The following is a 21,497-nucleotide window of genomic DNA, read 5'->3' on the forward strand; positions in this document are numbered from 1 at the left end:
CGGTCAGCGGTCCTCGACGAGTCGTACGAAGTCGCGTTCGTTGCGCTCGGCGCGCCGCACGTACCAGCGGGCCAGCAGGACGAGCGGGGCGTACAGGCCGAAGCCGAGCACCGCCCAGGCCAGGCGGCCGGAGTCGGGGGTGACCGCGAACAGCAGCGGCAGCGGGCCGACGAGCAGGGCGAGCACCGCGAAGACGGTCAGCGCGGCGCGCAGCTGGGTGCGCATCAGGGAGCGGACGTAGGTGTGGCCGAGGGTGGTCTGCTCGTCGATCTCGGTGCGCGGGCGGTAGTAGCCGGAGGTGCGGCGGGTCTGCCGGGGCGGGCCGGTGACGACGACACGGCGGTCGGCGGGGTCCTGGGGCATGCGGGCTCCCCCTATCTCGTGGTGCGGCGCATCAGCAGGTCCCGCAGTTCGCGCGCGTGGCGCCTGCTGACCTGGAGTTCCTCGGAGCCGACCAGGACGCTGACGCTGCCCGCGTCCAGGCGGAGTTCGCCGATGTGGCGCAGGGCGACCAGGTGGCGGCGGTGGATGCGGACGAAGCCCCGGGAGCGCCAGCGCTCCTCCAGGGTGGACAGCGGGATGCGGACCAGGTGGCTGCCCTTGTCGGTGTGCAGGCGGGCGTAGTCGCCCTGGGCCTCGACGTGGGTGATGTCGTCGACGGCGACGAACCGGGTCACCCCGCCCAGCTCGACGGGTATGTGGTCCGGGTCCGGCTCGTGCACGGGGATGCGGGGCGCGGTGCCGCGCAGCTCGGCCGCGCGGCGGACCGCCTCCGCGAGCCGCTCCTTGCGCACCGGCTTGAGCACGTAGTCGACGGCCTTGAGGTCGAAGGCCTGGACGGCGAAGTCCTCGTGGGCGGTGACGAACACGACGAGCGGCGGCCGGGCGAACCCGGTGAGCAGCCGGGCCAGGTCCAGGCCGTCCAGGCCGGGCATCTGGATGTCCAGGAAGACGACGTCGATCGCCTCCGGGCCGTCGGGCCCGGACTCCAGGGCGCGGTTGATGCGGCGCAGTGCCTCGGTGGCGTCACCGGCACCCTCGGCGCTGCCGATGCGGGGGTCGGCGTTGAGCAGGTAGAGCAGCTCCTCGAGCGAGGGGCGTTCGTCGTCGACGGCGAGGGCGCGCAGCATGAACGTGGAGTGTAGGTGGAATCCACACGGCTGGACATGTGTCCGGGCAGGTGCCCGTGGCCGTTCCCGGCGGGCACGGTGGCCGGGGCCAGCTGGCCTAGAGTGCCCGCATGAACAGCAGGCCCGCGCCGTTCGACGAGCTCGACCGGAAGATCATCACCGCGTTGATGGCGAACGCCAGGACGTCCTTCGCCGAGATCGGCGCGGCGGTCGGGCTGTCCTCGACGGCGGTCAAGCGCCGGGTGGACCGGCTGCGGGAGACGGGGGTGATCACCGGGTTCACGGCCACGGTGAAGCCGTCCGCGCTGGGCTGGCGCACGGAGGCGTACGTCGAGGTGTACTGCGAGGGCGCGGCCCCGCCCAGGCGGCTGGCCCAGGTGGTGCGCAGCTATCCGGAGATCGCGGCGGCGATGACGGTGACGGGCGGCGCGGACGCCCTGCTGCACGTGCGGGCGCGGGACGTGGAGCACTTCGAGGAGGTGCTGGAGCGGATCCGCGCGGAACCCTTCATCCGGAAGACGATCAGCGTGATGGTGCTCTCCCACCTGCTTCCGGAGAGCCCGGAGGCGGGCGTGAGCCAGCCCGCGCCCGAGCAGGGCCCGGGGGGCGCAGCAGACGTGCGCTGACCTGGGGAACGACGCAGGATTCCTGCGTGGACACGCAGCTTTTCTCGCTTGTCGCCCGTCGCCCCGCTTCCTACCGTGGTGTCATCCCTCAGTCACGCACCGTCAGGAAGCGGAGGAACCCCTCTGTGCCCGACTCCCGTGTGCCGCGCCGGCGGCGCTTCCTCGTCTGCGAACCCAGACACTTCGCCGTGCAGTACGCCATCAACCCGTGGATGAACCCCGGTGAACCCGTCGACGTCATCCGCGCGCTGGACCAGTGGCAGACGCTGGTCGACGCCTACCGCGCCCACGGACATACCGTGGACAGCGTGAAACCGGTCCCCGGCCTGCCCGACATGGTGTTCGCCGCCAACGCGGCGGTCGTCGTGGAGGGCCGTGTCTTCGGCTCCCTCTTCCACGCGCCCGAACGCCGGCCCGAGTCCGTGCCCTATGAGGCGTGGTTCAAGGCGGAGGGCTTCGAGGTGTACCACCCCGAGTCCGTCTGCGAGGGCGAGGGCGACCTCGTTCCGGCCGGCCGCTGGATCCTGGCCGGCACGGGCTTTCGCACCACCCGCGAGGCGCACCGCGAGGCGCAGGAGTTCTTCGGGGTCCCGGTGATCAGCCTGACGCTGGTGGATCCGTACTTCTACCACCTCGACACGGCGCTGTTCGTCCTCGACGACGACAATGTCGCCTACTACCCCGAGGCGTTCTCGCCCGGCAGCCGCGAGGTGCTCGGGCGGCTCTACCCGGACGCGGTGATCGCGACCCGCGAGGACGCGATGGCCTTCGGCCTGAACTCCGTCAGCGACGGCCGCCACGTGTTCCTCTCGCCCGGGGCGACGCACCTGGCCGCACGGCTCGCCGAGCGCGGCTACGTCCCCGTCCCCGTCGACCTGTCCGAGTTCCACAAGGCCGGGGGCGGCATCAAGTGCTGCACCCAGGAGATCCGGGAGACCCGTTCATGACCGCACCCGCCCGCACCCGTACCTCCGAGGAGCTCATCCGCGCCGAGGAGCCGGTCCTCGCGCACAACTACCACCCGCTGCCCGTGGTCGTCGCCCGCGCCGAGGGCGTCTGGATGGAGGACGTGGAGGGGCGCCGCTACCTGGACATGCTCGCCGGGTACTCGGCGCTGAACTTCGGCCACCGCCACCCGGCGCTGGTCGAGGCGGCCCACCGCCAGCTGGACCGGCTGACGCTCACCTCGCGGGCCTTCCACAACGACCGGCTCGCCGAGTTCGCCGAGCGGCTGGCCGCCCTCGTCGGCATGGACATGGTGCTGCCGATGAACACCGGTGCCGAGGCGGTGGAGAGCGGCATCAAGGTCGCCCGCAAGTGGGCGTACGACGTCAAGGGCGTCCCGGCGGACCGGGCCACGATCGTGGTCGCGGCGGACAACTTCCACGGCCGTACGACGACGATCGTCGGCTTCTCCACGGACGAGACGGCCCGGGCGGGTTTCGGGCCGTTCGCGCCGGGCTTCCGGATCGTGCCGTACAACGACCTCGCGGCGCTCGAGGAGGCGGTCGACGAGACGACGGCGGCCGTGCTGATCGAGCCGATCCAGGGCGAGGCCGGGGTGCTCATCCCGGACGACGGCTACCTGGCCGGCGTACGGGAGCTGACCCGGCGGGCGGGGTGCCTGTTCATGGCCGACGAGATCCAGTCGGGGCTCGGCCGCACGGGCCGCACGCTCGCCGTCGAGCACGAGTCGGTCGTGCCGGACGTCGTGCTGCTCGGCAAGGCGCTGGGCGGCGGGATCGTGCCGGTGTCCGCGGTCGTCGCCCGCCGGGAGGTGCTCTCGGTGCTGCACCCGGGTGAGCACGGCTCCACCTTCGGCGGCAACCCGCTGGCCGCCGCGGTCGGTACGGCCGTGGTCGAACTGCTGGAGACCGGCGAGTACCAGCGCCGGGCGGCCGAGCTGGGCGTACTGCTGCGGGAGGGGCTGGAATCCCTGGTCGGCCGGGGTGTGGTCGGCTTCCGCGCCCGCGGGCTGTGGGCGGGCGTGGACGTCGACCCGGCCCTGGGCACCGGCCGCGAGGTCAGCGAGCGACTGATGCGGGAGGGCGTCCTGGTCAAGGACACCCACGGCTCGACGATCCGCATCGCCCCGCCGCTGACCATCACCGGGGAGGAGCTCACCGGGGCGCTCCAGGCACTGGAGAAGGTACTGGCCCAGGACACGTGACGCCTGGGCCCGGGCGGACCCGGCGCCCCCTTCCCTCGGCCTGCTGGGGTGCCGCCCCGCTCGGGTTTGCGGGCCCCGCCCCGCTCGGGTTTGCGGGCCCCGGCCCTGCCCGGGGGTGCGGGGGGCCGACCCCGCGGACCCGCCCGCCCAAATCTGCGGGCGACTCGCTGGCCGCTCGGGTCTGCGGCGGGGCGCCCCGCCCGGGCGGCCCGGGCCCGCGCGCCCCTTACGGCTCAGGCCCGGGGCCCGAGCCCGCTCTGCGAGACGCGCCCTGCTCGGGTCCCAGGGGTCCCGCCCCGCTCGGGTTTCCGGGGGTCCCGCCCCGCCGCCCGCGGACCCCGCCCGCTTCGGACGCGCAGGAATCCCGCCCCACCCCTGCGCGCAGGAATCCCGCCACGTCTGGCGCCCGGGGCCCGCTCCACCCGGGCCCGCAGGGGCCGCACCCCGCCCGGGCGCGCGGGGCCCGCCCCGCCGGCACCCGGAGGGAGCCCACCCCACTCGTTCCGCTCCCGCAGGGACCCCGCCCCGCTCGACGCCTCCTCCTGCCTCAGGAAGGGTGAAGATTGAGACAAGTGGTGGTAGACCACTCTCAGCGACAGAGAGGTCGGCCGTGGGCACACACGAGGAGCACGACGTCGCCCGGCAGCGGTTCGACGTGGCCGACGCCGCGCCCCTGGTGCTCGACGCACAGGGTGTGGTGACGAGCTGGACCAGGGACGCCCAGCGGCTGCTGGCGTATCCGGCGTCCGAGGCGGTGGGCAGGAAGCTGGCGGACCTGCTGGCGGAGGAGGACGCGGTCCGGGTGCCGGACCTGGTCGAGCGCTGCGGCCGGGACGGCGGCTGGGCGGGCCTGCTGACGGCCCGGGACAGGGCCGGGCAGCCGGTCAGGGTCATGGCGCGGATCACCTCCGCCCAGCAGGCGGACGGCCACTGCCAGTGGCTGGTGCTGCTGTCGGAGCTGGAGCAGGCACCCGGCTGGGACATGAGCCGGATCGTGCTGGAGCAGATGGTGGCCGGCTCCCCGGTCGGCATCGCGATCGTCGACACCGACCTGCGCTTCGTGTGGTCGAACACCGCCCTGGAGCAGTTCGGCGGCGGACCCGCCCACCACCGCCTGGGCCTGCGGCTGCGGGACGTCCAGCCCGGCCTGGACGCGGAGTCGATCGAGGCGCAGATGCGGCGCGTACTGGAGACCGGGGAGCCGGTGGTCGGCTACGAGCACGTGGGCCGCGTACGGTCGGCTCCGTTGCGGGAGACGGCGCACATGCTGTCGTTCACCCGGCTCGAGGACGAGCAGGGCCGCCCGATGGGCGTGTACTACACCGTCGTCGACATCACCGAGCGGCACCGCGCCCGCCAGCGGCTGGCCCTGCTGGACCGGGCCGGGGAGCAGATCGGCCGCAGCCTGGACATCATGCGGACCGCGCAGGAGCTGGCCGACGTGGCCGTGCCGGGGCTGGCCGACTTCGTCACCGTGGACCTGCTGGAGACGGTGCTCAGGGGCGCCGAGCTGCCGCCCGGGCCGGTCGTGGACAGCGGCACCGTGACGCTGCGCCGCGCGGGTCACCGGTCGGTGGACGCCAGTGTGCCGGAGGCCGTGGTGGAGATCGGCGCGGTGGCGACCTACCTGGCCGGTGCGCCCCCGATCCGCTGTCTGACCACGGGCCGGCCCTGGCGCGAGGAACAGCTCGATCCGCTGGCCAGGCACTGGGCCACGGACACGCCGGGCCGCCCGGAGGCGACCTTCCTGGAGCTGGGCCTGCACAGCGCGATGATCGTGCCGATCCGCGCCCGGGGCACGACCCTCGGGGTCACCACGTTCTTCCGGCGCCGCCGCCAGGAGCCCTTCGACGAGGACGACCTCAGCCTGGCCGAGGACCTGGTCTCGCGCGCCGCGGTGTGCGTGGACAACGCCCGCCGCTACACCCGGGAACGGGACGCCGCGCTGGTCCTGCAGCGCAGCCTGCTCCCCCACCGGCTGCCCGAGCAGGACGCGGTGGAGGTGGCGGCCTGCTACCGGCCGGCCGACGAGCTGACCGGTCTGGGCGGCGACTGGTACGACCTGATCCCGCTGTCCGGGGCGCGGGTCGCGCTGGTGGTGGGCGAGGTGCCCGGACACGGCATCGACGCCGCCGCGGCGATGGGGCGGCTGCGGACCGCCGTACGGACGCTGGCCGCGCTGGACCTGCCGCCCGAGGAGGTGCTGGCCCACCTCGACGACCTGGTGGCCCGCGCCGTGCGGGACGAGGGCTTCGAGGTGGGGGCGGGCGCCGACCGTACCCAGGCGGTCGGGTCGGGCTGTGTGTACGTGGTCTACGACCCGGTCGACGGCCGGTGTGCCATGGCCGCCGCGGGCCATCCGGCGCCCGCGGTCGTCCAGCCCGACGGCACGGTGACCTTCGTCGAGCTTCCGCAGGGGCCGCCGCTCGGGGTGGGCGGCCCGCCCTTCGAGGCGGTGGAGCTGACGCTGCCCGAGGGCAGCACGCTCGCCCTGCACACCGACGGGCTGCTGGCCCGCGGGGACCACTGGGCCATCGACGCCGACCGGGACCGGCTGCGCACGGCCCTGGAGCGGGCCGCGGCCTCGCTCGACCAGCGCTGCCGGGCCGTGGTCGACGCCCTGGTCCCGGCCCGGCCGTACGACGACGTGGCGCTGCTGATGGCCCACACCAAGCGCCTCGGTGCGGACCAGGTCGCGGCCTGGGACCTGCCCGCCGACCCGGCCGTCGTGGCCGACGCCCGCAAGGCCGCGACGCGGCAGCTGGCCCGCTGGGGTCTGGAGGAGCTGGTCTTCACCGCGGAGCTGGTGGTCAGCGAGCTCGTCACCAACGCCCTGCGGTACGCCTCCGGGCCCATCCGGCTCCGGCTGATCCGGGAACGGGCCCTGGTCTGCGAGGTGTCCGACGGCGGCGCCACCGCCCCGCACCTGCGTCACCCGCGCACGACCGACGAGGGCGGGCGCGGACTGCTGCTGGTCTCCCAGCTCACCCAGCGCTGGGGGACCCGCTTCATCCCCGACGGGAAGATCATCTGGGCCGAGCAGTCTCTGACGGAGCCCCCGGACTGAGGGCCCGGAGCAGACTCTTCCGCCTCTGCCCAACCCGCCCATAACGTGCGAAACTGGTGCGACTCCGGCCGGGGAGGCGGCATGACGGATTCGGCGATCGACTACGCGGCGGTGTTCCAGTGCCTGCCCGGCATGGTGGCGCTGCTGACCCCCGAGCTGGTGGTCGCGGACGCCAACGAGGAGTTCGTCCGCGTGTCCGGGCGCAGCCGCGAGCACCTGGTGGGCCGCTACCTGTTCGACGTGTTCCCCGACAACCCGAACGACCCGGCCTCGACCGGTATGCGCAACCTGGAGGCGTCGCTGTACCGGGTGCTGGCGACGGGTGAGCGCGACGCCATGGCGCTGCAGCGCTACGACGTCGAGGACCTCGAGCGGCCCGGGCAGTGGCAGGAGCGCTACTGGAGTCCGGTCAACGCGCCGGTGCACGGCCCCGACGGGAAGGTGGTGCTGATCGTGCACCGCGTCGAGGAGGTCACCGAACTCATCCGGGCCCGCGGCCGCTCCGGCGGCAGCCGGGCCCGGGTGCTGGAGGCCGAGCTGTACACGCGCGCCCGTGAGCTCCAGGAGCTCAACGATCGCCTGCGCCAGGCGCACGCCCGGGAGCGCGAGGTGGCGCTGGCCCTCCAGGAGGCGATGCTGCCCGCGCCGCGGCAGGTCGGCCACCGCCGGGCCGCCGTGCGCTACCGGCCCGCCGTGGGAGCGCTCAACGTGTGCGGGGACTGGTACGACCTGGTCGACCTGGTCGGCGGCAACCGCATCGGGGTGTCCGTCGGCGACGTGGTCGGTCACGGACTGGCGGCGGCCGGTGTCATGGGCCAGCTGCGCAGCGCGCTGAGCGCCGCGTCCCGGGTCGCGGAGGGGCCGGCGCAGGCCCTGGACATCCTGGGGCGGTACGCGCACGTGGTGAACGGCGCCGAGTCGGCGACCGCGGTCACGACGTTCGTCGACTGCGACCACCACACCATCAGCTACAGCAGCGCCGGTCATCCCCCTCCCGCGCTGGTCCATCCGGACGGCCGGGTGGAGTTCCTCGACCGGGCCACCGACACCCCGCTCGACGCCCGCCCCGACCCGATCCGCAGACCCCAGGCCACCGCCACGTACACCGAGGGCGCCACCCTGGTGCTGTACACCGACGGCCTGGTCGAACGGCGCCGCGAGGACATCGACACCGGCCTGGCCCGCCTGGCCGACTCGCTCCACCGCCACCGCGCCGAGGACCCCGAGACCCTGGCCGACACGGTGCTGCGGGAGCTGCTGCCGCCCGGCGGTGCCACCGACGACACCGCGCTCATCGTCGTACGGCTGTGACCCGGTCCCAGGGGCCGGCTGCTACGCGGGGTTCCTCTCCCGGTCGAGCCGGCCGACGCGGTCCACGTTGGCGCGGTCCTCGGCGTCCGCGCTGGGCTCGCCGGCGAACCAGGCGTCGAGGATCTCCTTCAGCAGCGGCTCGGAGGTCAGCCGCAGGCTGAGGGCCAGCACGTTCGCGTCGTTCCAGCGGCGGGCCCCGTCCGCGGTGTAGGCGTCCGTGCACAGCGCGGCCCGTACGCCCGGCACCTTGTTCGCGGCGATCGAGGCGCCCGTGCCGGTCCAGCAGCACACCACCGCCTGGTCGGCCGTCCCGTCGGCGACCTCGCGGGCCGCCGCCTGGGAGCACACCGCCCACTGGGGGTCGTCGCCGGGGCGCAGCGCGCCGTGCGGCAGCACCTCGTGCCCTCGCTCGCGCAGCTCGGCGACGAGAAGGCGCGCCACGGGCTCGTCCATGTCCGAGGAAACAGAGATGCGCATGCTGCGCAGACTACTCGCCGTCACGGGCCGCAGCAGGGCCGCGGCGGCACCTGACGCGTGGTCAGTGCCCGGGCAAAAGATCGGCCGGGTGCCGACCGTCCTAGTGCCGGGCCGCCCCTGCTGCACCTACACTGACAGCCCACGACATGCCGGTCTACCTGCGGGAACGCGGCACCCCCGCCACGCGCGAGAGTCGAGGAGCGCCCTTGTTCTACCACCTGCTCAAATACGTGCTGCTGGGCCCGCTGCTGCGACTGGTCTTCCGGCCCCGAATAGAGGGCCTCGAACACGTGCCGGACGAGGGCGCGGCCATCGTCGCGGGCAACCATCTGTCGTTCTCGGACCACTTCCTGATGCCCGCGGTCCTCAAGCGGCGCATCACCTTTCTCGCCAAGAAGGAGTACTTCACGGGCCCCGGCATCAAGGGCCGGCTGACGGCGGCGTTCTTCCGCAGCGCGGGGCAGATCCCGGTGGACCGGACGGGCAAGGAGGCGGGCCAGGCCGCGATCCGCGAGGGCCTCGGCGTGCTGAGCAGGAGCGAGCTGCTCGGCATCTACCCGGAGGGCACCCGCTCGCACGACGGACGGCTCTACAAGGGCAAGGTCGGTGTGGCGGTGATGGCCCTCAAGGCGCAGGTCCCGGTGATCCCCTGCGCGATGATCGGCACCTTCGAGGCCCAGCCGCCGGGCAAGGTGATCCCCCGTGTCCACCCGGTGGTGATCCGGTTCGGCAAGCCCCTGGACTTCTCCCGCTACGCCGGCATGGAGAACGAGAAGGCGGTGCTGCGCGCCGTCACCGACGAGATCATGTACGCCATCCTCTCCTTGTCCGGGCAGGAGTACGTCGACGAGTACGCGGCCGTCGCCAAGGCGCAGGAGGCCGAGCAGAAGGCCGAGAGGGAGCGCCGGTTCCCGCGGATGCCGCTGAGCTGACCTCTGCCATCGGCAGAGCGGCGTGCCGGGCGCGCCCGGCGGCCCGTAGGGTCGCGGCATGCGACGCGCTGTGGTGATCGGAGCGACGGGACAGCTCGGCCGGCCGGTGGTGCACGCCCTGGTGCGGGACGGCTGGGAGGTGACGGCCGCCTCCCGCGGCGGCGGCCGGGACGCGAGCTGGCCGGACGAGGTGCGGGCGGTGCGGGTCGATCGTGAGGACGACGCGGCACTGGCCGCGCTGATCGGTGACGGCTGCGACGCGGTCGTCGACATGGTGGCCTACGGGGCCCGGCACGCCCGGCAGTGGACGGGCCTGGCCGACCGCATCGGGGCGGCCGTGGTGATCTCGACGGTGTCGGTGTACGAGGACGGCAAGGGGCGCGGCTTCGACACGATGGGCGAGCCGGACGGCTTCCCGGAATATCCGGTGCCGATCCGGGAGGACCAGCCGACGGTCCCGCCGGGGGACGCCACGTACAGCACGGGCAAGGCGGCCCTGGAGCGGGAACTGCTGGCGGTGGGCGACCGGTTGCCGGCGACGCTGCTGCGGGCGGGCGCGATCCACGGGCCGTACAGCCCGCTCCCCCGCGAGCTGTACTTCGTCAAACGGAACCTCGACGGCCGGCGCAGGAGGGTCCTGGCGTACGGCGGCGGCAGCAGGTTCCATCCGGCGTCCGCCCGTAACATCGCCGAACTCGTCCGGCTGGCCGCGGCCCGCCCGGGCTCCCGGGTGCTGAACGCCTGCGATCCCGAGGCGCCGACGGTGGCCGAGATCGGCGCGGCGGTCGACGCGGTCATGGGGGTGGAGACCGAGACGGTGCTGGTCGACGGGCCGGAGCCGGCGCCGTCGGTGGGACGCTCGCCCTGGTCGGTGCCGCTTCCGGTGGTGTGCGACATGGCGGCGGCGGAACGGGAGGTGGGGTACCGGCCGGTGGTGTCCTACGCGGAGAGCCTGCCCGAGACGGTCGAGTGGCTCACCCGCCGGCTGGCCGGGCGGGACTGGCGGGAGGCGTTCCCGGCCCTCGCGCGGGTCTACCCCGACCTGTTCGACTACGCGGCGGAGGACGCCTGGTCGGCGGCATGAGCGGCGGTGTGGCGTCGCCTGTGTGCCACGGCATGCGTGAGGGGCGGCCGGACGGTCCGGCCGCCCCTGCGGGGAAGGCCCTACGGCTTCGGCGTGGCGTGCGGCGCGCACGTCACATCCGCGCCGTCCAGCTTGCCGGTGAGCAGGTAGGTGTCCACCCGGGTGTTGACGCACGGGTTGGTCAGGCCGGTGACGCCGTGGGAGCCCGCGTCCTTCTCGGTGATCAGGCGGGAGCCCTTGAACCGCCGGTGCAGTTCGACGGCGCCCTCGTACGGGGTGGCCGCGTCCCGCTCGGACTGGACGATCAGCACGGGCGGAAGACCCTTGTGCGTCCTGACCTCCAGCGGCGTCTGCTGCTTGACGGGCCAGGTCGCGCACGGCAGGTTCATCCAGGCGTTGGCCCACGTCATGAACGGGTGGTTCTTGTGCAGCCGCGTGTTGTCGCGGTCCCACTTCTTCCAGCTGGTGGGCCACTTGGCGTCGGCGCACTCCACCGCCGTGTAGACGGCGTTGCCGTTCTCGGAGGCGGCGTTGCCCGCGGTGTCCGACAGGTCGGGGGCGGCGGCGTCGACGAGCGCCTGGGTGTCACCGGCGACGTACTTGCTGAACACCGTCGCGACCGGGACCCACGAGGAGTCGTAGTACGGGGCGCTCTGGAAGAAGGAGATCAGCTCGGCCGGGCCGACTACCCCGCCGATGGGGTTCTTCTTGGCGGTGGCGCGCAGCTCCAGCCACTTCGCCTGGACCTCGGCGCGCGTGGCACCGAGGTGGAAGGTCGCGTCGTTCTTCGCGACCCAGTCCTGCCAGTCCTTCCAGCGGCCCTCGAAGGCGACGTCCTGGTCGAGGTTGGCCTCGTACCAGATCTTCTCCCGGGACGGGTTCACGACGCTGTCGACGATCATCCGCCGTACATGGCCCGGGAAGAGGGTGCCGTAGACGGCGCCGAGGTAGGTGCCGTAGGAGACGCCCAGGAAGTTGAGCTTCTTCTCGCCGAGCGCGGCGCGGATGACGTCGAGGTCGCGCGCGGTGTTCGGCGTGGTCATGTGCGGCAGCATCGCGCCGCTGCGCTCGTGGCAGCCCTCGGCGTACTCGCGGGCCAGCTTGCGCTGCGCCAGCTTGTCGGCTTCCGAGTCGGGCACCGGGTCCATCTTGGGTGCCTTGACGAACTCCTGCGGGTCGACGCAGGAGATGGGCGCGGACCTGCCGACACCGCGCGGGTCGAAGCCGACGAAGTCGTAGGCCTTGGAGACGTTGGTCCACAGGGGGTTCTTGGTGGTGACCCGGCGCGGGAAGCGCAGGCCGGAACTGCCGGGGCCGCCCGGGTTGTAGACGAGCGCGCCCTGGCGCTCGGCCTTCGTCCCGGTGCTGGCTATCCGGTCGACGGCGAGCTTGATCTGCTTGCCGTAGGGCTTGGCGTAGTCGAGCGGGACGGTCACCCAGCCGCACTGGATCGGCTTCTCCAGCCCCCAGTCGGCGGGGCAGTCCTGCCAGTCGATGCCGGCCTTCGCGGCCCGGGCGGCGGCGATCGCGGCGCCCCGGGCCTCGCGGTCCTGCGGGTGGCCGGTGGCCGCGCCGGCGGTGGGTGCCGTGACGGCTCCGGCGATGAGGGTGGCCGCGGCGATCGTGCCGGCCGAACCGAGCGCCAGGGCCCGGCTCTTCGCTCTCGTGTCCCTCAAGGGGGGACCTCCCCGTACCTGGTGACGAATGGGTACGGGGATATTCGCGGCTGTGAGGCTGCTGTGGACAGGGGGCGTTGACCTTCTTTGCCAATCCGATAAGCGGATAGGGATTTCCCGATATCGGATGGCCGCCGCCGCGCAGGGTTTTCCCTCTGACACTCCGTCAGGTGGGGTCAGTGCAGGGCCGCCAGCGCCTCGTCCAGCACCCGGCGCAGCAGCCGCGCGTCCGGCGCCACCGCGGTCACCAGCGCGGCGGGCCCGGCGAGGGGCAGCACGGCGGCGCCCTCCCCCAGGGTCCGCGCGGCCACCGGTTGTTGGGCGAACTCCGGTCGTACGACGACCAGTTGGCCGACCGCCCGGTGCCCCGCGAGGACGGCGGGACCGTCCCAGCCGCCCGGGGCGCCGGGCCCGCAGGCCAGTTCCTGGTCCAGCACGAGGCGCCCGGCGACCCGCACGGTCAGCCGGCTGCCGAGCCGCCCGGGCTCCTCACCGGCCCGTCCGAGCACCTGCTCCTCGCGCAGCACCAGCCGGGCATCCGCGGCGAGGTCGGCCCGTGTCGTGACGTACAGGTCGCTGCCCCGCGCCGAGATCAACTGCTCGGGCAGCCAGTGCAGTTCGGCACCGCCGGTGACGGTGAGCCGGACGTCGTAGCGGGCCCCGCCCTCGGCCTGGCCCGGCAGGGCGAGGGTGGCGGCGGCGGATCCGACGCGCAGCCGGGCGCCGTCCTGCGCCCGTGCTTCCACGGTGAAGTGGTCCCCGCCGAGCGGCCCGCTCATGGCACCGACCAGCATGACCCGTGCCTCGGAGCCGCTCGACCGGGTCCTGCGCAGCGCCAGCGGGCCGTCGCTCTCCAGCACGGGCAGGGCGGTCCCGCCCCGGCCGTCGCCCCGGGCGAGGAGCCTGGCGGTGGCCCGTACGCCCGCCGAGGCCCGTACGCCCGCCGATGTCCCGGGCACCGTTCCGGTCACCGGGGTCACGCCGTCCACGCGGCGAGCTGCGCGCGCACCCAGTCGGCGACGTCCTGGACTCCGGCCTCGCTGCGCAGCGACTGGAGGACGACCGGCAGTCCGGCCCGCTGCGCCTTGGCGTCGGCCGCCATCCGCTCCAGGTCGGAGCCCACGTACGGCGCGAGGTCGGTCTTGTTGACGACGAGCAGGTCGGCGGTGGTGACGCCGGGGCCGCCCTTGCGGGGGATGTCGTCGCCGCCGGCCACGTCGATCACGAAGATCTGCGCGTCGACCAGTCCCTTGGAGAAGGTCGCGGTGAGGTTGTCGCCGCCGGACTCCACGAGGATCAGATCCAGCGGCCCGGCCGTGTCCTCCAGGTCCTCCACCGCCTCCAGGTTGGCGGAGATGTCGTCGCGGATCGCGGTGTGCGGGCAGGCCCCCGTCTCCACGGCGCTGATCCGCTCGGGCGGCAGTACGGCCTCCCGGAGCAGGAACTCGGCGTCCTCGCGGGTGTAGATGTCGTTGGTGACGACGGCCAGGGAGAGTTCGTCGCGCAGGGCCCGGCACAGTGCGGCGACGGTCGCGGTCTTCCCGGAGCCGACGGGACCCCCGAGCCCGATCCGCAGGGCACGGCGCCTGCCGTCGGGCCGCCGGGCGTCGGCACTGAGGGCGGCCGGGCCGTCGTGGGTGTGGGTGTGGTCGAGGTGCATGGGACGGCTCCTGTCTCGGTCTTACTACGGGGAAAAGGCACAGGCGGCGGGGACTCGGCCTACGAGGCGAACAGCCGTACCGCCCAGGCCGCGTGCGCCTGCGCCCCGATCTCCAGCAGCGGAGCCGAGGCCGCGGGCAGTGCGTCGACGCCCTGGTCCCCCACCCGCCGGGCCGCCTCCACCGCGCGGTCGGCGACCAGGTCCATCTCCGGGGCCAGCCGCGCCAGCACAGCCGTGGCGTCGAAGGGATCCAGACTCAGCAACCGCACCGTCGCCGACGCCGGGGCGCTGACACTCTCGTACGCCGCGCAGTACGCCGCGTCGAGCGCCCCCAGTCCGGCCGCGCGCGCCGCGAGCCCCAGCACCACCGGCTGATGGGCACCCTTCGGGAACTCCCGGGCCAGTGCGTCGAGTTCCCCGGACGGCCAGGTCGCCCGCGCCGCCCGCGTCAGCTGCCGTCCCAGCTTCCGCGCGGCCAGACGCAGCGCGGGCGACGGCGTACGGGCGTCCGCCGCCGCGTCCAGGGCGACCGGGTCGGCCGCGAGGGCCGCCGCCGCGGCGAGTGCCGCCGCCACCAGCCCGGCGGTGTGCAACCGCCCCCGGCAGAACGCCGCGAGACTCTCCGCCCCGGTGACGCGCCCGGCCTTGACGGCCTCCTCCGCCCCGCCGGAGTGAGCGTGCCCGCCGGCGGGGAAGCGGCCGTCGGCCAGGACCAACAGTGCGGACCTGGCCATCAGAACAGGAAGTAGCGCTGGGCCATGGGCAGTTCGGCGGCCGGAGTCGCCTCCACCAGCTCCCCGTCGATGTGCACGGCGAAGCTGTCGGGGTCGATCCGTACGTCGGGCCGCGCGTCGTTCTCGCGCATGTCGGCCTTGGTCACGCCGCGCGTCGACTCGATGACGGCGAACCGCTTGCCGAGCTCCAGCCGCTCCGGCAGCCCGGCCTCGATCGCCGGCGGGGCCACGAAGTTGACCGAGTTGGCGGCGGGGGCCCGCCCGATCGCCCCGAACATGGGGCGCGGCAGGATCGGCTGCGGGGTCGGGATGGAGGCGTTGGCGTCGCCCATCTGCGCGTACGCGATCTGCCCGCCCTTGAGGACGAGCTGCGGCTTGACGCCGAAGAACGCCGGTTCCCACAGCACCAGGTCGGCGAGCTTGCCGGTCTCGACGGAGCCGATCTCGCGGGCGAGGCCCTGGGCGAGCGCCGGGTTGATCGTGTACTTGGCGACGTAGCGGCGCACCCGGCGGTTGTCCGCCCGGCCGTCCCCCGGCAGCGCGCCCCGCCGGCGCTTCATCACATGGGCCGTCTGCCAGGTCCGCAGGATGACCTCGCCGACCCGGCCCATGGCCTGCGAGTCGGACGAGATGATCGAGATCGCGCCGAGGTCGTGGAGGATGTCCTCCGCCCCGATGGTGGACGGCCGGATCCGGGACTCGGCGAAGGCGAGGTCCTCCGGCACGGCCGGGTTGAGGTGGTGGCACACCATCAGCATGTCGAGGTGTTCCTCGGCGGTGTTGACGGTGAACGGCCGGGTCGGGTTCGTCGAGCTGGGCAGCACATGCGCTTCGGAGACGACCGTCATGATGTCCGGGGCGTGCCCGCCGCCCGCGCCCTCGGTGTGGTACGCGTGGATGCCGCGCCCGGCGATCGCGGCGAGCGTGTCACCGACGAAGCCGGCCTCGTTCAGCGTGTCGGTGTGGATGGCGACCTGGATGCCCGTCCGCTCGGCGACGGTGAGGGCGGCGTCGATGACGGCCGGGGTGGAGCCCCAGTCCTCGTGCAGCTTCAGGCCGAGCGCGCCGCCGCGGATCTGGGACAGCATCGCCTCGTGGGAGACGGTGTTGCCCTTGCCGAGCAGGCCGATGTTCAGCGGGTAGGCCTCCATCGCCTCCAGCATCCGCGCCAGGTGCCAGGGGCCGGGTGTGACGGTGGTGGCCTTGGAGCCCTCGGCGGGGCCGGTGCCGCCGCCGACCAGGGTGGTGATGCCGGACGACAGCGCCTCGTCGGCGATCTGCGGGCAGATGAAGTGCACATGGGCGTCGATCGCGCCGGCGGTCAGGATCCGCCCGTTGCCCGCGATGATCTCGGTCTCGGGCCCGATGACCAGGTCCGGGTGGACGCCGTCCATGGTGTCGGGGTTGCCGGCCTTGCCGATGCCGGTGATCCGGCCGTCGCGGATGCCGACGTCGGCCTTGACGATCCCCCAGTGGTCGACGATCACGGCGCCGGTGACGACGGTGTCCGGGGTGCCGTCGGCGCGCGTGGCACGCGACTGGCCCATCGACTCGCGGATGACCTTGCCGCCGCCGAACACGGCCTCGTCGCCGGCCTGCCCCGGACCGCCGGAGCGGTCCTCCTCGATCTCGATCAGCAGGTCGGTGTCGGCGAGCCGGATGCGGTCGCCGGTCGTCGGGCCGAACAGGTCGGCGTACGCGGCACGCGAGATCTCAGGCATCGAGGGCACCTCCGGTCTCCCCGCGCAGGCCGGGCACGATCCGGGCGCCGGTGAGCGGGACGAGTTCGACGTCGACGGGGATCCCGGGTTCGAAGCGCACGGCGGTGCCGGCGGCGACGTTCAGCCGCTTGCCGCGCGCGGCGGCACGGTCGAACTCCAGGCCGGGGTTGGCCTCCGCGAAGTGGTAGTGGGAGCCGACCTGGACGGGCCGGTCGGCGGCGTTGAGGACGGTCAGCCGGGTGACCTCGCGGCCCTCGTTGCAGGCAATCGGCCCGTCGCCGAACAGGATCTCGCCGGGGATCATCGATGCCCCCTCATACGATCGGGTCGTGGACGGTGACGAGCTTGGTGCCGTCCGGGAACGTCGCCTCGACCTGGACGTCGTGGATCATCTCCGGGACGCCCTCCATGACGTCGTCCCGGGTGAGCAGCTTGCGGCCGGAGGCCATGAGTTCGGCCACGGTACGGCCGTCACGGGCGCCTTCGAGGATGTGGGCCGTGATGATCGCGACGGCCTCGGGGTGGTTCAGCTTCAGCCCACGGGCCCGGCGCTTCTCCGCCACGTCGGCGGCCACGTGGATCAGCAGCCTCTCTTGCTCGTGCGGGGTCAGTTGCACGTCGCACCTCACAGTCCTCGCTCCGGACCGTGCGGGGCCCGGTTGCCGCGGCCACGGGGCAAAGTGCCTGGTGGCATGGAGGGGCAGGCTAGTTGGACCGGGTTTCCGGCACGTTAACCGAGCCGTGATCGGCCACCTCCACCCGGACCTCAGGAGGAGTCGGGGCCCCGGTGCTGGGCCGCGATGCCGAACCGCTGTTGTTCGCGGGGAGCGGACGCCACCTCCCGCACCGAGGAGACGGCGCTGACCACCTGGCCCTCCGCGGCCTCCTCGAGTTCCCCAAGCTCTTCGAGTCGCCGCAGGTCATCGGCGGACACGAGGGCGACGAGGGGTTTGCCGTGCCGGGTCACCACCACGCGTTCACCGCCGTACACCACGCGGTTGATCAGGTCGGCGAGCTCAGCCCTGGCTTGCGTCACCGGAATCTCGTAGGCCATGCACCCATCATAACGTCATGTACATCCTGTACATTTTTTACAGACGCCGACGCTCTTCGAGGAGGGGTACGTCATGACCCGACCGTCCGCCCGCCACGTCCTGCCCGAGTTCACGGAACGCACGGGCTCCGGACAACGGACGATGGATCCGTACTCGAAGCTGATGGAGGAGCGGATCGTCTTTCTCGGCACGCAGATCGACGAGACGTCGGCCAACGACGTGATGGCCCAGTTCATGTACCTCGAACACCAAGCCCCGGACCGGGACATCTCGCTCTACATCAACTCCCCCGGCGGCTCGTTCCACGCGATGGCGGCGATCTACGACACGATGCGGTACGTCAGCTGCGACGTGGAGACGATCTGCCTGGGCCAGGCCGGCGCGACCGCCTCCGTCCTGCTGGCCGCGGGCACCCCGGGCAAGCGGTCCGTGCTGCCCGGCGCGCGCCTGGTGATCCATCAGCCACAGATGCCCCAGCCCGTGCACGGGCAGGCGAGCGATCTGGCGATCCAGGCCGACGAGCTGGCCCGCCTGCGGGCGCGCCTGGAGGAGATGCTCGCCCGGCACACCGGCCGGACCCGGGAGCAGGTCGGCGCGGACATCGAGCGGGAGAAGATCCTGGACGCCGGGGAGGCGGTCGCGTACGGCCTGGCCGACCGGATCGTCCCGAGCCGCAAGGCCACCCTCGTCCCGCCCACCGGGAGGTGAGCAGGTGCTCCCACCCGAACTCCCGCCGCTGCCCGCGCTGACCCGCGCCGAGGCCGAGGTGATCGACCGTTACCTCGACGTCGTGGACCTGCTGGGCCGTATCAATCCGGCGCTGGACGGCGACACCTACCGCGGCCTGCGCGCCGCGCAGGCCCTGGTGGGCAAGGCGGTCGCCCTGCGCGACGCACTGGCCCTGATGCACCAGCGGGGCGAGACGGAACTGCACGCCGCGACGCTGGGCCGGGCCCTGCGCGTCCTGGACGGCGAGCGCCGCACCGCGCGCGTCGCCCTCCCTCCCCCGACAGGAAGCTGACGGTGTTCTCGGCAGGGTGGAGGCGGACCACCGGGGGCCGGTCCCTCCCACACCGGCAACGCCCGGTGCGTTCGCCCTCGAACGTCCGGGCCGGTCAGTTCAGCAAGCCGGCTGTGAACGTCTCGCGGCGGTCGGCCAGCCAGGTCTGCACGCGGGCCCAGCGTTCCCATCCGCCACGCTCGGCCAGCGCCCGGAGATAGACGGGGTCCCCGTCAGCCACGCGGGCCGCGACGAAGGCCCGGCAGACCTCGGTGGCCTGCTCGATGACGCCGGGCAACTCGGCGCGATCCCGGGCCGAGAGGCCGTAGCCGTCGGCGAGGATCCGCAGCCGTGCGGGCGCGTCCAGGCCGGAGGGGTAGAAGGCGGCCGCGGATGCGGGGTCCACCATGGGCACCCAGTAGCGGGCGGTCATGGCCACGTCCCAGACAGGACGGCCCGGGGCCGCCAGGTCGAAATCGATCAGGGCGGCGGCACGGCCGTCGCGGAAGACGACGTTGTCCGGGCACACGTCGTTGTGGCACAGCATCGTTCCGCCTTCCGGGTCGGCCAGGTCCCGGGGCCACTCGGAACGGGTGTCGACCGCGACGGCCGCGCCGGCCTCGTGCAGGCGCCGCAGCAGGCTCCCCACCGATGCGAGGGCGGTCTCCGTCATGGCCCAGTCCGGGAACGGCGGCAGGGCCACGTCACCTGGGATGAAGGTCAGCTGCTCACGGCCGTCCTCGGTGAGAGCGACAGGCGCCGGCGCCGCGTCGAAGCCGTGCTCCTTCAGCGCGAGAAGGTAGGCATGCAGAGCGCGCGCGTTGCATGGCGCCGGACGCTCCACCAGCGCACCCCGGCGGAAGACAGCCCCCGCGTTCGCCATGCCGCCGACCAGCGCCTCACCCTCAGCCGTCATGCCGGTCACGCTACCGCCGGACGGTAGTTCCGCGGAGGTTCTGCGCCCACCTCCAAGGAGTTCACCCACCGACCCTCCGTCAGGCCCCCACACCGGGGCGGGAGTCACCCACCGTCCGGTCCTCCACCGTTCCGTCACCGATCCCCAGACCCCGGCCTGTCGACGCCGACGCGCCCGGGCAGCCCGGAAACGGTCCAAACGGCGTACCTCCTTCCGGAGGAGAAACCGCTACGGATTTCGCCCCTCCACGCTTGCGCGACACGCGTAGCCCAGGGGCGGAATAGGGCATTCCGCCCCTGGTCCGAGGGGTTCGGGCACCCTTGACAAGGAGTCGGCCGCACGGATGTCCACCCGAACGGGTGAGTGGTGAGTAACAACACAAATCCCCGGTTCCGTTGGGATTTTCGGACTTCCGTAGGTGAAGATCCGTGTCTGACGACAAGCCCCCGCCACCGCGGCGGGGCGGTCCGGGCGGACGCCGAGTCCTGCCGCCGCCTGGATGACCGGTCGACAGGAGTGGATCGGCAGGAGTGGAGGACCCAAGCACGACGGGTTGCCGGAGCGTCAGTTCCGAGCGGCCCTTGGGGTGAAGCCGCGGCAACGCGGCCGGGCAACTTCGCCAGCCCGAATCCGACAGGTCATCCTTCACAGGCGGCTGACGAAGGGTTGCGCATGACTGCGCTCAATCGTGTCCCGTCGCTCATGGCCCGGGCCGGTACGGCCTCGGCTCTGACCATCGCCGCCGTGGGCGGCTCGATCGTGGCGCCCGGCTTCGCCTCGGAGACGCAGGCCGCGACATCGGCGACCAAGGCACTCCAGGTGGCGGCCTCGAAGAAGGGCTCGCCCTACAAGTGGGGCGCCACCGGGCCGCACCGGTTCGACTGCTCAGGGCTCACGCTGTACTCGTTCAAGAAGGCGGGCAAGAAGCTGCCGCGCACCGCGGCCCAGCAGTACAACAAGACGCGTCACATCTCCGCCAAGAGCCGCAAGGCCGGAGACCTGGTGTTCTTCCACTCGGGAAGCAACGTCTACCACGTCGGCATCTACGCGGGTAAAGGCAAGATCTGGCACGCCCCCAAGACCGGGGACGTGGTGCGCCTGCAGAAGATCTGGACCAAGAGCGTCTGGTACGGCCGGGTGAAGTGACCCGCTGAACCGTGCGGGCGGCAGCACATCGGGGCGCCGCCGCCCGCACGGGCCGCACGGGCGTGACACGGGCCCAACTGGTTACCCGTCACGCCATGGCCGAGCAACGCCCCTGCACCGCACGTAACGAGACACCGCTGGAACGCGCCGACCGCAACTTCGTCGAGCTCCTCCAGGAGCTGCGCGTCACCCAGACGGGCGTACAGATCCTGTTCGCCTTCCTGCTGTCGCTGGCCTTCACCTCGCGCTTCCACGAGCTCGACACGGTCCAGCACGCCACCTACGTCACGGCGCTGCTGCTGGCCGTACTGGCTGCCGCGCTGTTCACCGCGCCGGCCGCGCTGCACCGCTCGCTCTTCCGGCAGGGCGCCAAGCCGCGCATCGTGCAGGTCTCCTCGCGCCTGGCCACCGCCGGCCTGGTCGTGCTGGTGTTCGCCTTCAGTGCCTCCGTGATGCTGGTCGTGGATGTGACGACCGGCCGGGTCGGGGGCCTCGCGGCGGGCGCGACGACCTTCCTGCTCTGTGTCGGCCTGTGGGGGCTGCTCCCCCAGCTGGTGCGCCGCGCGGTCCAGACCGACGAGAGGCGGGACACCGGCCAGGAGGCGGAACCGGTCCACAGCACCGCCGGGCTGCCGCGCCAGGTGGTGCGCGCGGGAGAGCCGCGCCGGGAGCCGTCCGTGCGCTACCGCTGACCCCCGGCCACCCGCCCGGCCCGCGGCCCGCGCAGCCACCGGCCGAGGCGGCCCCCCGCACCACACACACAAACCCCTGCCGCGGCGGTCGCAGGCCGGG

The 21,497-nt window shown here is 73.1% G+C and carries 23 protein-coding genes and 1 riboswitch; of the genes, 11 read left to right on the plus strand and 12 right to left on the minus strand.

Going from position 1 to position 21,497, the window contains the following annotated elements; all coding sequences use genetic code 11:
* Positions 1 to 3 precede the first annotated feature (3 nt).
* Together AB0K80_RS17055 and AB0K80_RS17060 are read right to left on the minus strand one after the other, a co-directional pair.
* Positions 4 to 363 (minus strand): hypothetical protein, encoded by a 360-nt coding sequence (locus AB0K80_RS17055; protein ID WP_365670233.1) that lies wholly within the window; start codon positions 361 to 363, stop codon positions 4 to 6.
* 11 nt (positions 364 to 374) lie between these two features.
* Complete coding sequence (locus AB0K80_RS17060) at positions 375 to 1,130, minus strand: LytTR family transcriptional regulator DNA-binding domain-containing protein (protein WP_365670235.1); 756 nt, start codon at positions 1,128 to 1,130, stop codon at positions 375 to 377.
* A 110-nt stretch (positions 1,131 to 1,240) separates the two neighbouring features.
* On the opposite strand from AB0K80_RS17060, the gene AB0K80_RS17065 reads away from it, so the two are divergent.
* From AB0K80_RS17065 to AB0K80_RS17085, 5 genes are all read left to right on the plus strand, one after another.
* Positions 1,241 to 1,756, plus strand: coding sequence for an Lrp/AsnC family transcriptional regulator (locus tag AB0K80_RS17065; RefSeq protein WP_365670237.1), 516 nt, complete (start codon positions 1,241 to 1,243; stop codon positions 1,754 to 1,756).
* Between the two features lie 125 nt (positions 1,757 to 1,881).
* Positions 1,882 to 2,703 (plus strand): dimethylargininase, encoded by an 822-nt coding sequence (ddaH, locus tag AB0K80_RS17070; protein WP_365670239.1) that lies wholly within the window; start codon positions 1,882 to 1,884, stop codon positions 2,701 to 2,703.
* Complete coding sequence (gene rocD / locus AB0K80_RS17075) at positions 2,700 to 3,926, plus strand: ornithine--oxo-acid transaminase (protein WP_365670241.1); 1,227 nt, start codon at positions 2,700 to 2,702, stop codon at positions 3,924 to 3,926. The genes ddaH and rocD overlap by 4 nt, the downstream gene beginning before the upstream one ends.
* A 610-nt stretch (positions 3,927 to 4,536) precedes the next feature.
* Positions 4,537 to 6,993, plus strand: coding sequence for a SpoIIE family protein phosphatase (locus AB0K80_RS17080; RefSeq protein ID WP_365670243.1), 2,457 nt, complete (start codon positions 4,537 to 4,539; stop codon positions 6,991 to 6,993).
* 81 nt (positions 6,994 to 7,074) lie between these two features.
* Positions 7,075 to 8,304 (plus strand): SpoIIE family protein phosphatase, encoded by a 1,230-nt coding sequence (locus AB0K80_RS17085; RefSeq protein WP_365670246.1) that lies wholly within the window; start codon positions 7,075 to 7,077, stop codon positions 8,302 to 8,304.
* A 21-nt stretch (positions 8,305 to 8,325) separates the two neighbouring features.
* Here AB0K80_RS17085 and AB0K80_RS17090 read toward each other — a convergent pair whose 3' ends face one another.
* On the minus strand, positions 8,326 to 8,781 hold the full coding sequence (locus tag AB0K80_RS17090; RefSeq protein WP_365670248.1) for an RpiB/LacA/LacB family sugar-phosphate isomerase: 456 nt from the start codon (positions 8,779 to 8,781) through the stop codon (positions 8,326 to 8,328).
* 206 nt (positions 8,782 to 8,987) lie between these two features.
* On the opposite strand from AB0K80_RS17090, the gene AB0K80_RS17095 reads away from it, so the two are divergent.
* Both AB0K80_RS17095 and AB0K80_RS17100 read left to right on the plus strand, forming a co-directional pair.
* A complete protein-coding gene (locus AB0K80_RS17095) occupies positions 8,988 to 9,713 on the plus strand; it encodes a lysophospholipid acyltransferase family protein (RefSeq protein WP_365670250.1) in 726 nt (241 codons plus the stop codon).
* A gap of 58 nt (positions 9,714 to 9,771) precedes the next feature.
* A complete protein-coding gene (locus AB0K80_RS17100; protein WP_365670252.1) occupies positions 9,772 to 10,797 on the plus strand; it encodes an NAD-dependent epimerase/dehydratase family protein in 1,026 nt (341 codons plus the stop codon).
* Positions 10,798 to 10,877: 80 nt separating this feature from the next.
* Here AB0K80_RS17100 and AB0K80_RS17105 read toward each other — a convergent pair whose 3' ends face one another.
* From AB0K80_RS17105 to AB0K80_RS17140, 8 genes are all read right to left on the minus strand, one after another.
* A complete protein-coding gene (locus AB0K80_RS17105) occupies positions 10,878 to 12,473 on the minus strand; it encodes an alpha/beta hydrolase (protein ID WP_365670254.1) in 1,596 nt (531 codons plus the stop codon).
* A 176-nt stretch (positions 12,474 to 12,649) separates the two neighbouring features.
* On the minus strand, positions 12,650 to 13,453 hold the full coding sequence (locus AB0K80_RS17110; RefSeq protein ID WP_365670310.1) for an urease accessory protein UreD: 804 nt from the start codon (positions 13,451 to 13,453) through the stop codon (positions 12,650 to 12,652).
* Positions 13,450 to 14,133, minus strand: a complete 684-nt coding sequence (ureG, locus tag AB0K80_RS17115; protein WP_365670256.1) for an urease accessory protein UreG — start codon at positions 14,131 to 14,133, stop codon at positions 13,450 to 13,452. Before ureG ends, AB0K80_RS17110 begins: the two co-directional genes overlap by 4 nt.
* A 59-nt stretch (positions 14,134 to 14,192) precedes the next feature.
* On the minus strand, positions 14,193 to 14,867 hold the full coding sequence (locus AB0K80_RS17120) for an urease accessory UreF family protein (RefSeq protein ID WP_365670258.1): 675 nt from the start codon (positions 14,865 to 14,867) through the stop codon (positions 14,193 to 14,195).
* Complete coding sequence (locus tag AB0K80_RS17125) at positions 14,867 to 16,588, minus strand: urease subunit alpha (protein ID WP_365670260.1); 1,722 nt, start codon at positions 16,586 to 16,588, stop codon at positions 14,867 to 14,869. The genes AB0K80_RS17120 and AB0K80_RS17125 overlap by 1 nt, the downstream gene beginning before the upstream one ends.
* Complete coding sequence (locus AB0K80_RS17130; protein WP_365670262.1) at positions 16,581 to 16,892, minus strand: urease subunit beta; 312 nt, start codon at positions 16,890 to 16,892, stop codon at positions 16,581 to 16,583. The genes AB0K80_RS17125 and AB0K80_RS17130 overlap by 8 nt, the downstream gene beginning before the upstream one ends.
* Before the next feature lie 10 nt (positions 16,893 to 16,902).
* Positions 16,903 to 17,205: an urease subunit gamma gene (locus AB0K80_RS17135; protein WP_365670264.1), complete on the minus strand. Its 303-nt coding sequence runs from the start codon at positions 17,203 to 17,205 to the stop codon at positions 16,903 to 16,905.
* 149 nt (positions 17,206 to 17,354) lie between these two features.
* Positions 17,355 to 17,642: a type II toxin-antitoxin system Phd/YefM family antitoxin gene (locus AB0K80_RS17140; RefSeq protein WP_365670267.1), complete on the minus strand. Its 288-nt coding sequence runs from the start codon at positions 17,640 to 17,642 to the stop codon at positions 17,355 to 17,357.
* Positions 17,643 to 17,715: 73 nt separating this feature from the next.
* Between AB0K80_RS17140 and AB0K80_RS17145 the strand changes: the two genes are divergently transcribed.
* On the plus strand, positions 17,716 to 18,351 hold the full coding sequence (locus tag AB0K80_RS17145) for an ATP-dependent Clp protease proteolytic subunit (RefSeq protein ID WP_365670269.1): 636 nt from the start codon (positions 17,716 to 17,718) through the stop codon (positions 18,349 to 18,351).
* 4 nt (positions 18,352 to 18,355) lie between these two features.
* Positions 18,356 to 18,664 carry a hypothetical protein gene (locus AB0K80_RS17150; protein ID WP_365670271.1) on the plus strand — a complete coding sequence of 103 codons (309 nt, stop codon included), beginning with the start codon at positions 18,356 to 18,358 and terminating at the stop codon, positions 18,662 to 18,664.
* A gap of 94 nt (positions 18,665 to 18,758) precedes the next feature.
* Here AB0K80_RS17150 and AB0K80_RS17155 read toward each other — a convergent pair whose 3' ends face one another.
* Positions 18,759 to 19,559, minus strand: coding sequence for a phosphotransferase (locus tag AB0K80_RS17155; protein ID WP_365670273.1), 801 nt, complete (start codon positions 19,557 to 19,559; stop codon positions 18,759 to 18,761).
* A gap of 466 nt (positions 19,560 to 20,025) precedes the next feature.
* Positions 20,026 to 20,228, plus strand: a riboswitch (cyclic di-AMP (ydaO/yuaA leader).
* 3 nt (positions 20,229 to 20,231) lie between these two features.
* On the opposite strand from AB0K80_RS17155, the gene AB0K80_RS17160 reads away from it, so the two are divergent.
* Together AB0K80_RS17160 and AB0K80_RS17165 are read left to right on the plus strand one after the other, a co-directional pair.
* A complete protein-coding gene (locus AB0K80_RS17160; RefSeq protein ID WP_365670275.1) occupies positions 20,232 to 20,705 on the plus strand; it encodes a C40 family peptidase in 474 nt (157 codons plus the stop codon).
* Between the two features lie 95 nt (positions 20,706 to 20,800).
* On the plus strand, positions 20,801 to 21,397 hold the full coding sequence (locus AB0K80_RS17165; RefSeq protein ID WP_365670277.1) for a DUF6328 family protein: 597 nt from the start codon (positions 20,801 to 20,803) through the stop codon (positions 21,395 to 21,397).
* Positions 21,398 to 21,497: the final 100 nt, after the last annotated feature.

The organism is Streptomyces sp. NPDC052682, assembly GCF_040678435.1.
Lineage (GTDB): Bacteria > Actinomycetota > Actinomycetes > Streptomycetales > Streptomycetaceae > Streptomyces.

What these genes read in the sequence shown, in the direction of transcription:
- AB0K80_RS17055 (WP_365670233.1), bottom strand. Translation starts at nt 363, where the DNA reads ATGCCCCAGGACCCCGCCGACCGCCGTGTCGTCGTCACCGGCCCGCCC.
- AB0K80_RS17060 (WP_365670235.1), bottom strand. Translation starts at nt 1,130, where the DNA reads ATGCTGCGCGCCCTCGCCGTCGACGACGAACGCCCCTCGCTCGAGGAG.
- AB0K80_RS17065 (WP_365670237.1), top strand. Translation starts at nt 1,241, where the DNA reads ATGAACAGCAGGCCCGCGCCGTTCGACGAGCTCGACCGGAAGATCATC.
- rocD (WP_365670241.1), top strand. Translation starts at nt 2,700, where the DNA reads ATGACCGCACCCGCCCGCACCCGTACCTCCGAGGAGCTCATCCGCGCC.
- AB0K80_RS17085 (WP_365670246.1), top strand. Translation starts at nt 7,075, where the DNA reads ATGACGGATTCGGCGATCGACTACGCGGCGGTGTTCCAGTGCCTGCCC.
- AB0K80_RS17090 (WP_365670248.1), bottom strand. Translation starts at nt 8,781, where the DNA reads ATGCGCATCTCTGTTTCCTCGGACATGGACGAGCCCGTGGCGCGCCTT.
- AB0K80_RS17100 (WP_365670252.1), top strand. Translation starts at nt 9,772, where the DNA reads ATGCGACGCGCTGTGGTGATCGGAGCGACGGGACAGCTCGGCCGGCCG.
- ureG (WP_365670256.1), bottom strand. Translation starts at nt 14,133, where the DNA reads ATGCACCTCGACCACACCCACACCCACGACGGCCCGGCCGCCCTCAGT.
- AB0K80_RS17120 (WP_365670258.1), bottom strand. Translation starts at nt 14,867, where the DNA reads ATGGCCAGGTCCGCACTGTTGGTCCTGGCCGACGGCCGCTTCCCCGCC.
- AB0K80_RS17125 (WP_365670260.1), bottom strand. Translation starts at nt 16,588, where the DNA reads ATGCCTGAGATCTCGCGTGCCGCGTACGCCGACCTGTTCGGCCCGACG.
- AB0K80_RS17130 (WP_365670262.1), bottom strand. Translation starts at nt 16,892, where the DNA reads ATGATCCCCGGCGAGATCCTGTTCGGCGACGGGCCGATTGCCTGCAAC.
- AB0K80_RS17140 (WP_365670267.1), bottom strand. Translation starts at nt 17,642, where the DNA reads ATGGCCTACGAGATTCCGGTGACGCAAGCCAGGGCTGAGCTCGCCGAC.
- AB0K80_RS17145 (WP_365670269.1), top strand. Translation starts at nt 17,716, where the DNA reads ATGACCCGACCGTCCGCCCGCCACGTCCTGCCCGAGTTCACGGAACGC.
- AB0K80_RS17155 (WP_365670273.1), bottom strand. Translation starts at nt 19,559, where the DNA reads ATGACGGCTGAGGGTGAGGCGCTGGTCGGCGGCATGGCGAACGCGGGG.
- AB0K80_RS17160 (WP_365670275.1), top strand. Translation starts at nt 20,232, where the DNA reads ATGACTGCGCTCAATCGTGTCCCGTCGCTCATGGCCCGGGCCGGTACG.
- AB0K80_RS17165 (WP_365670277.1), top strand. Translation starts at nt 20,801, where the DNA reads ATGGCCGAGCAACGCCCCTGCACCGCACGTAACGAGACACCGCTGGAA.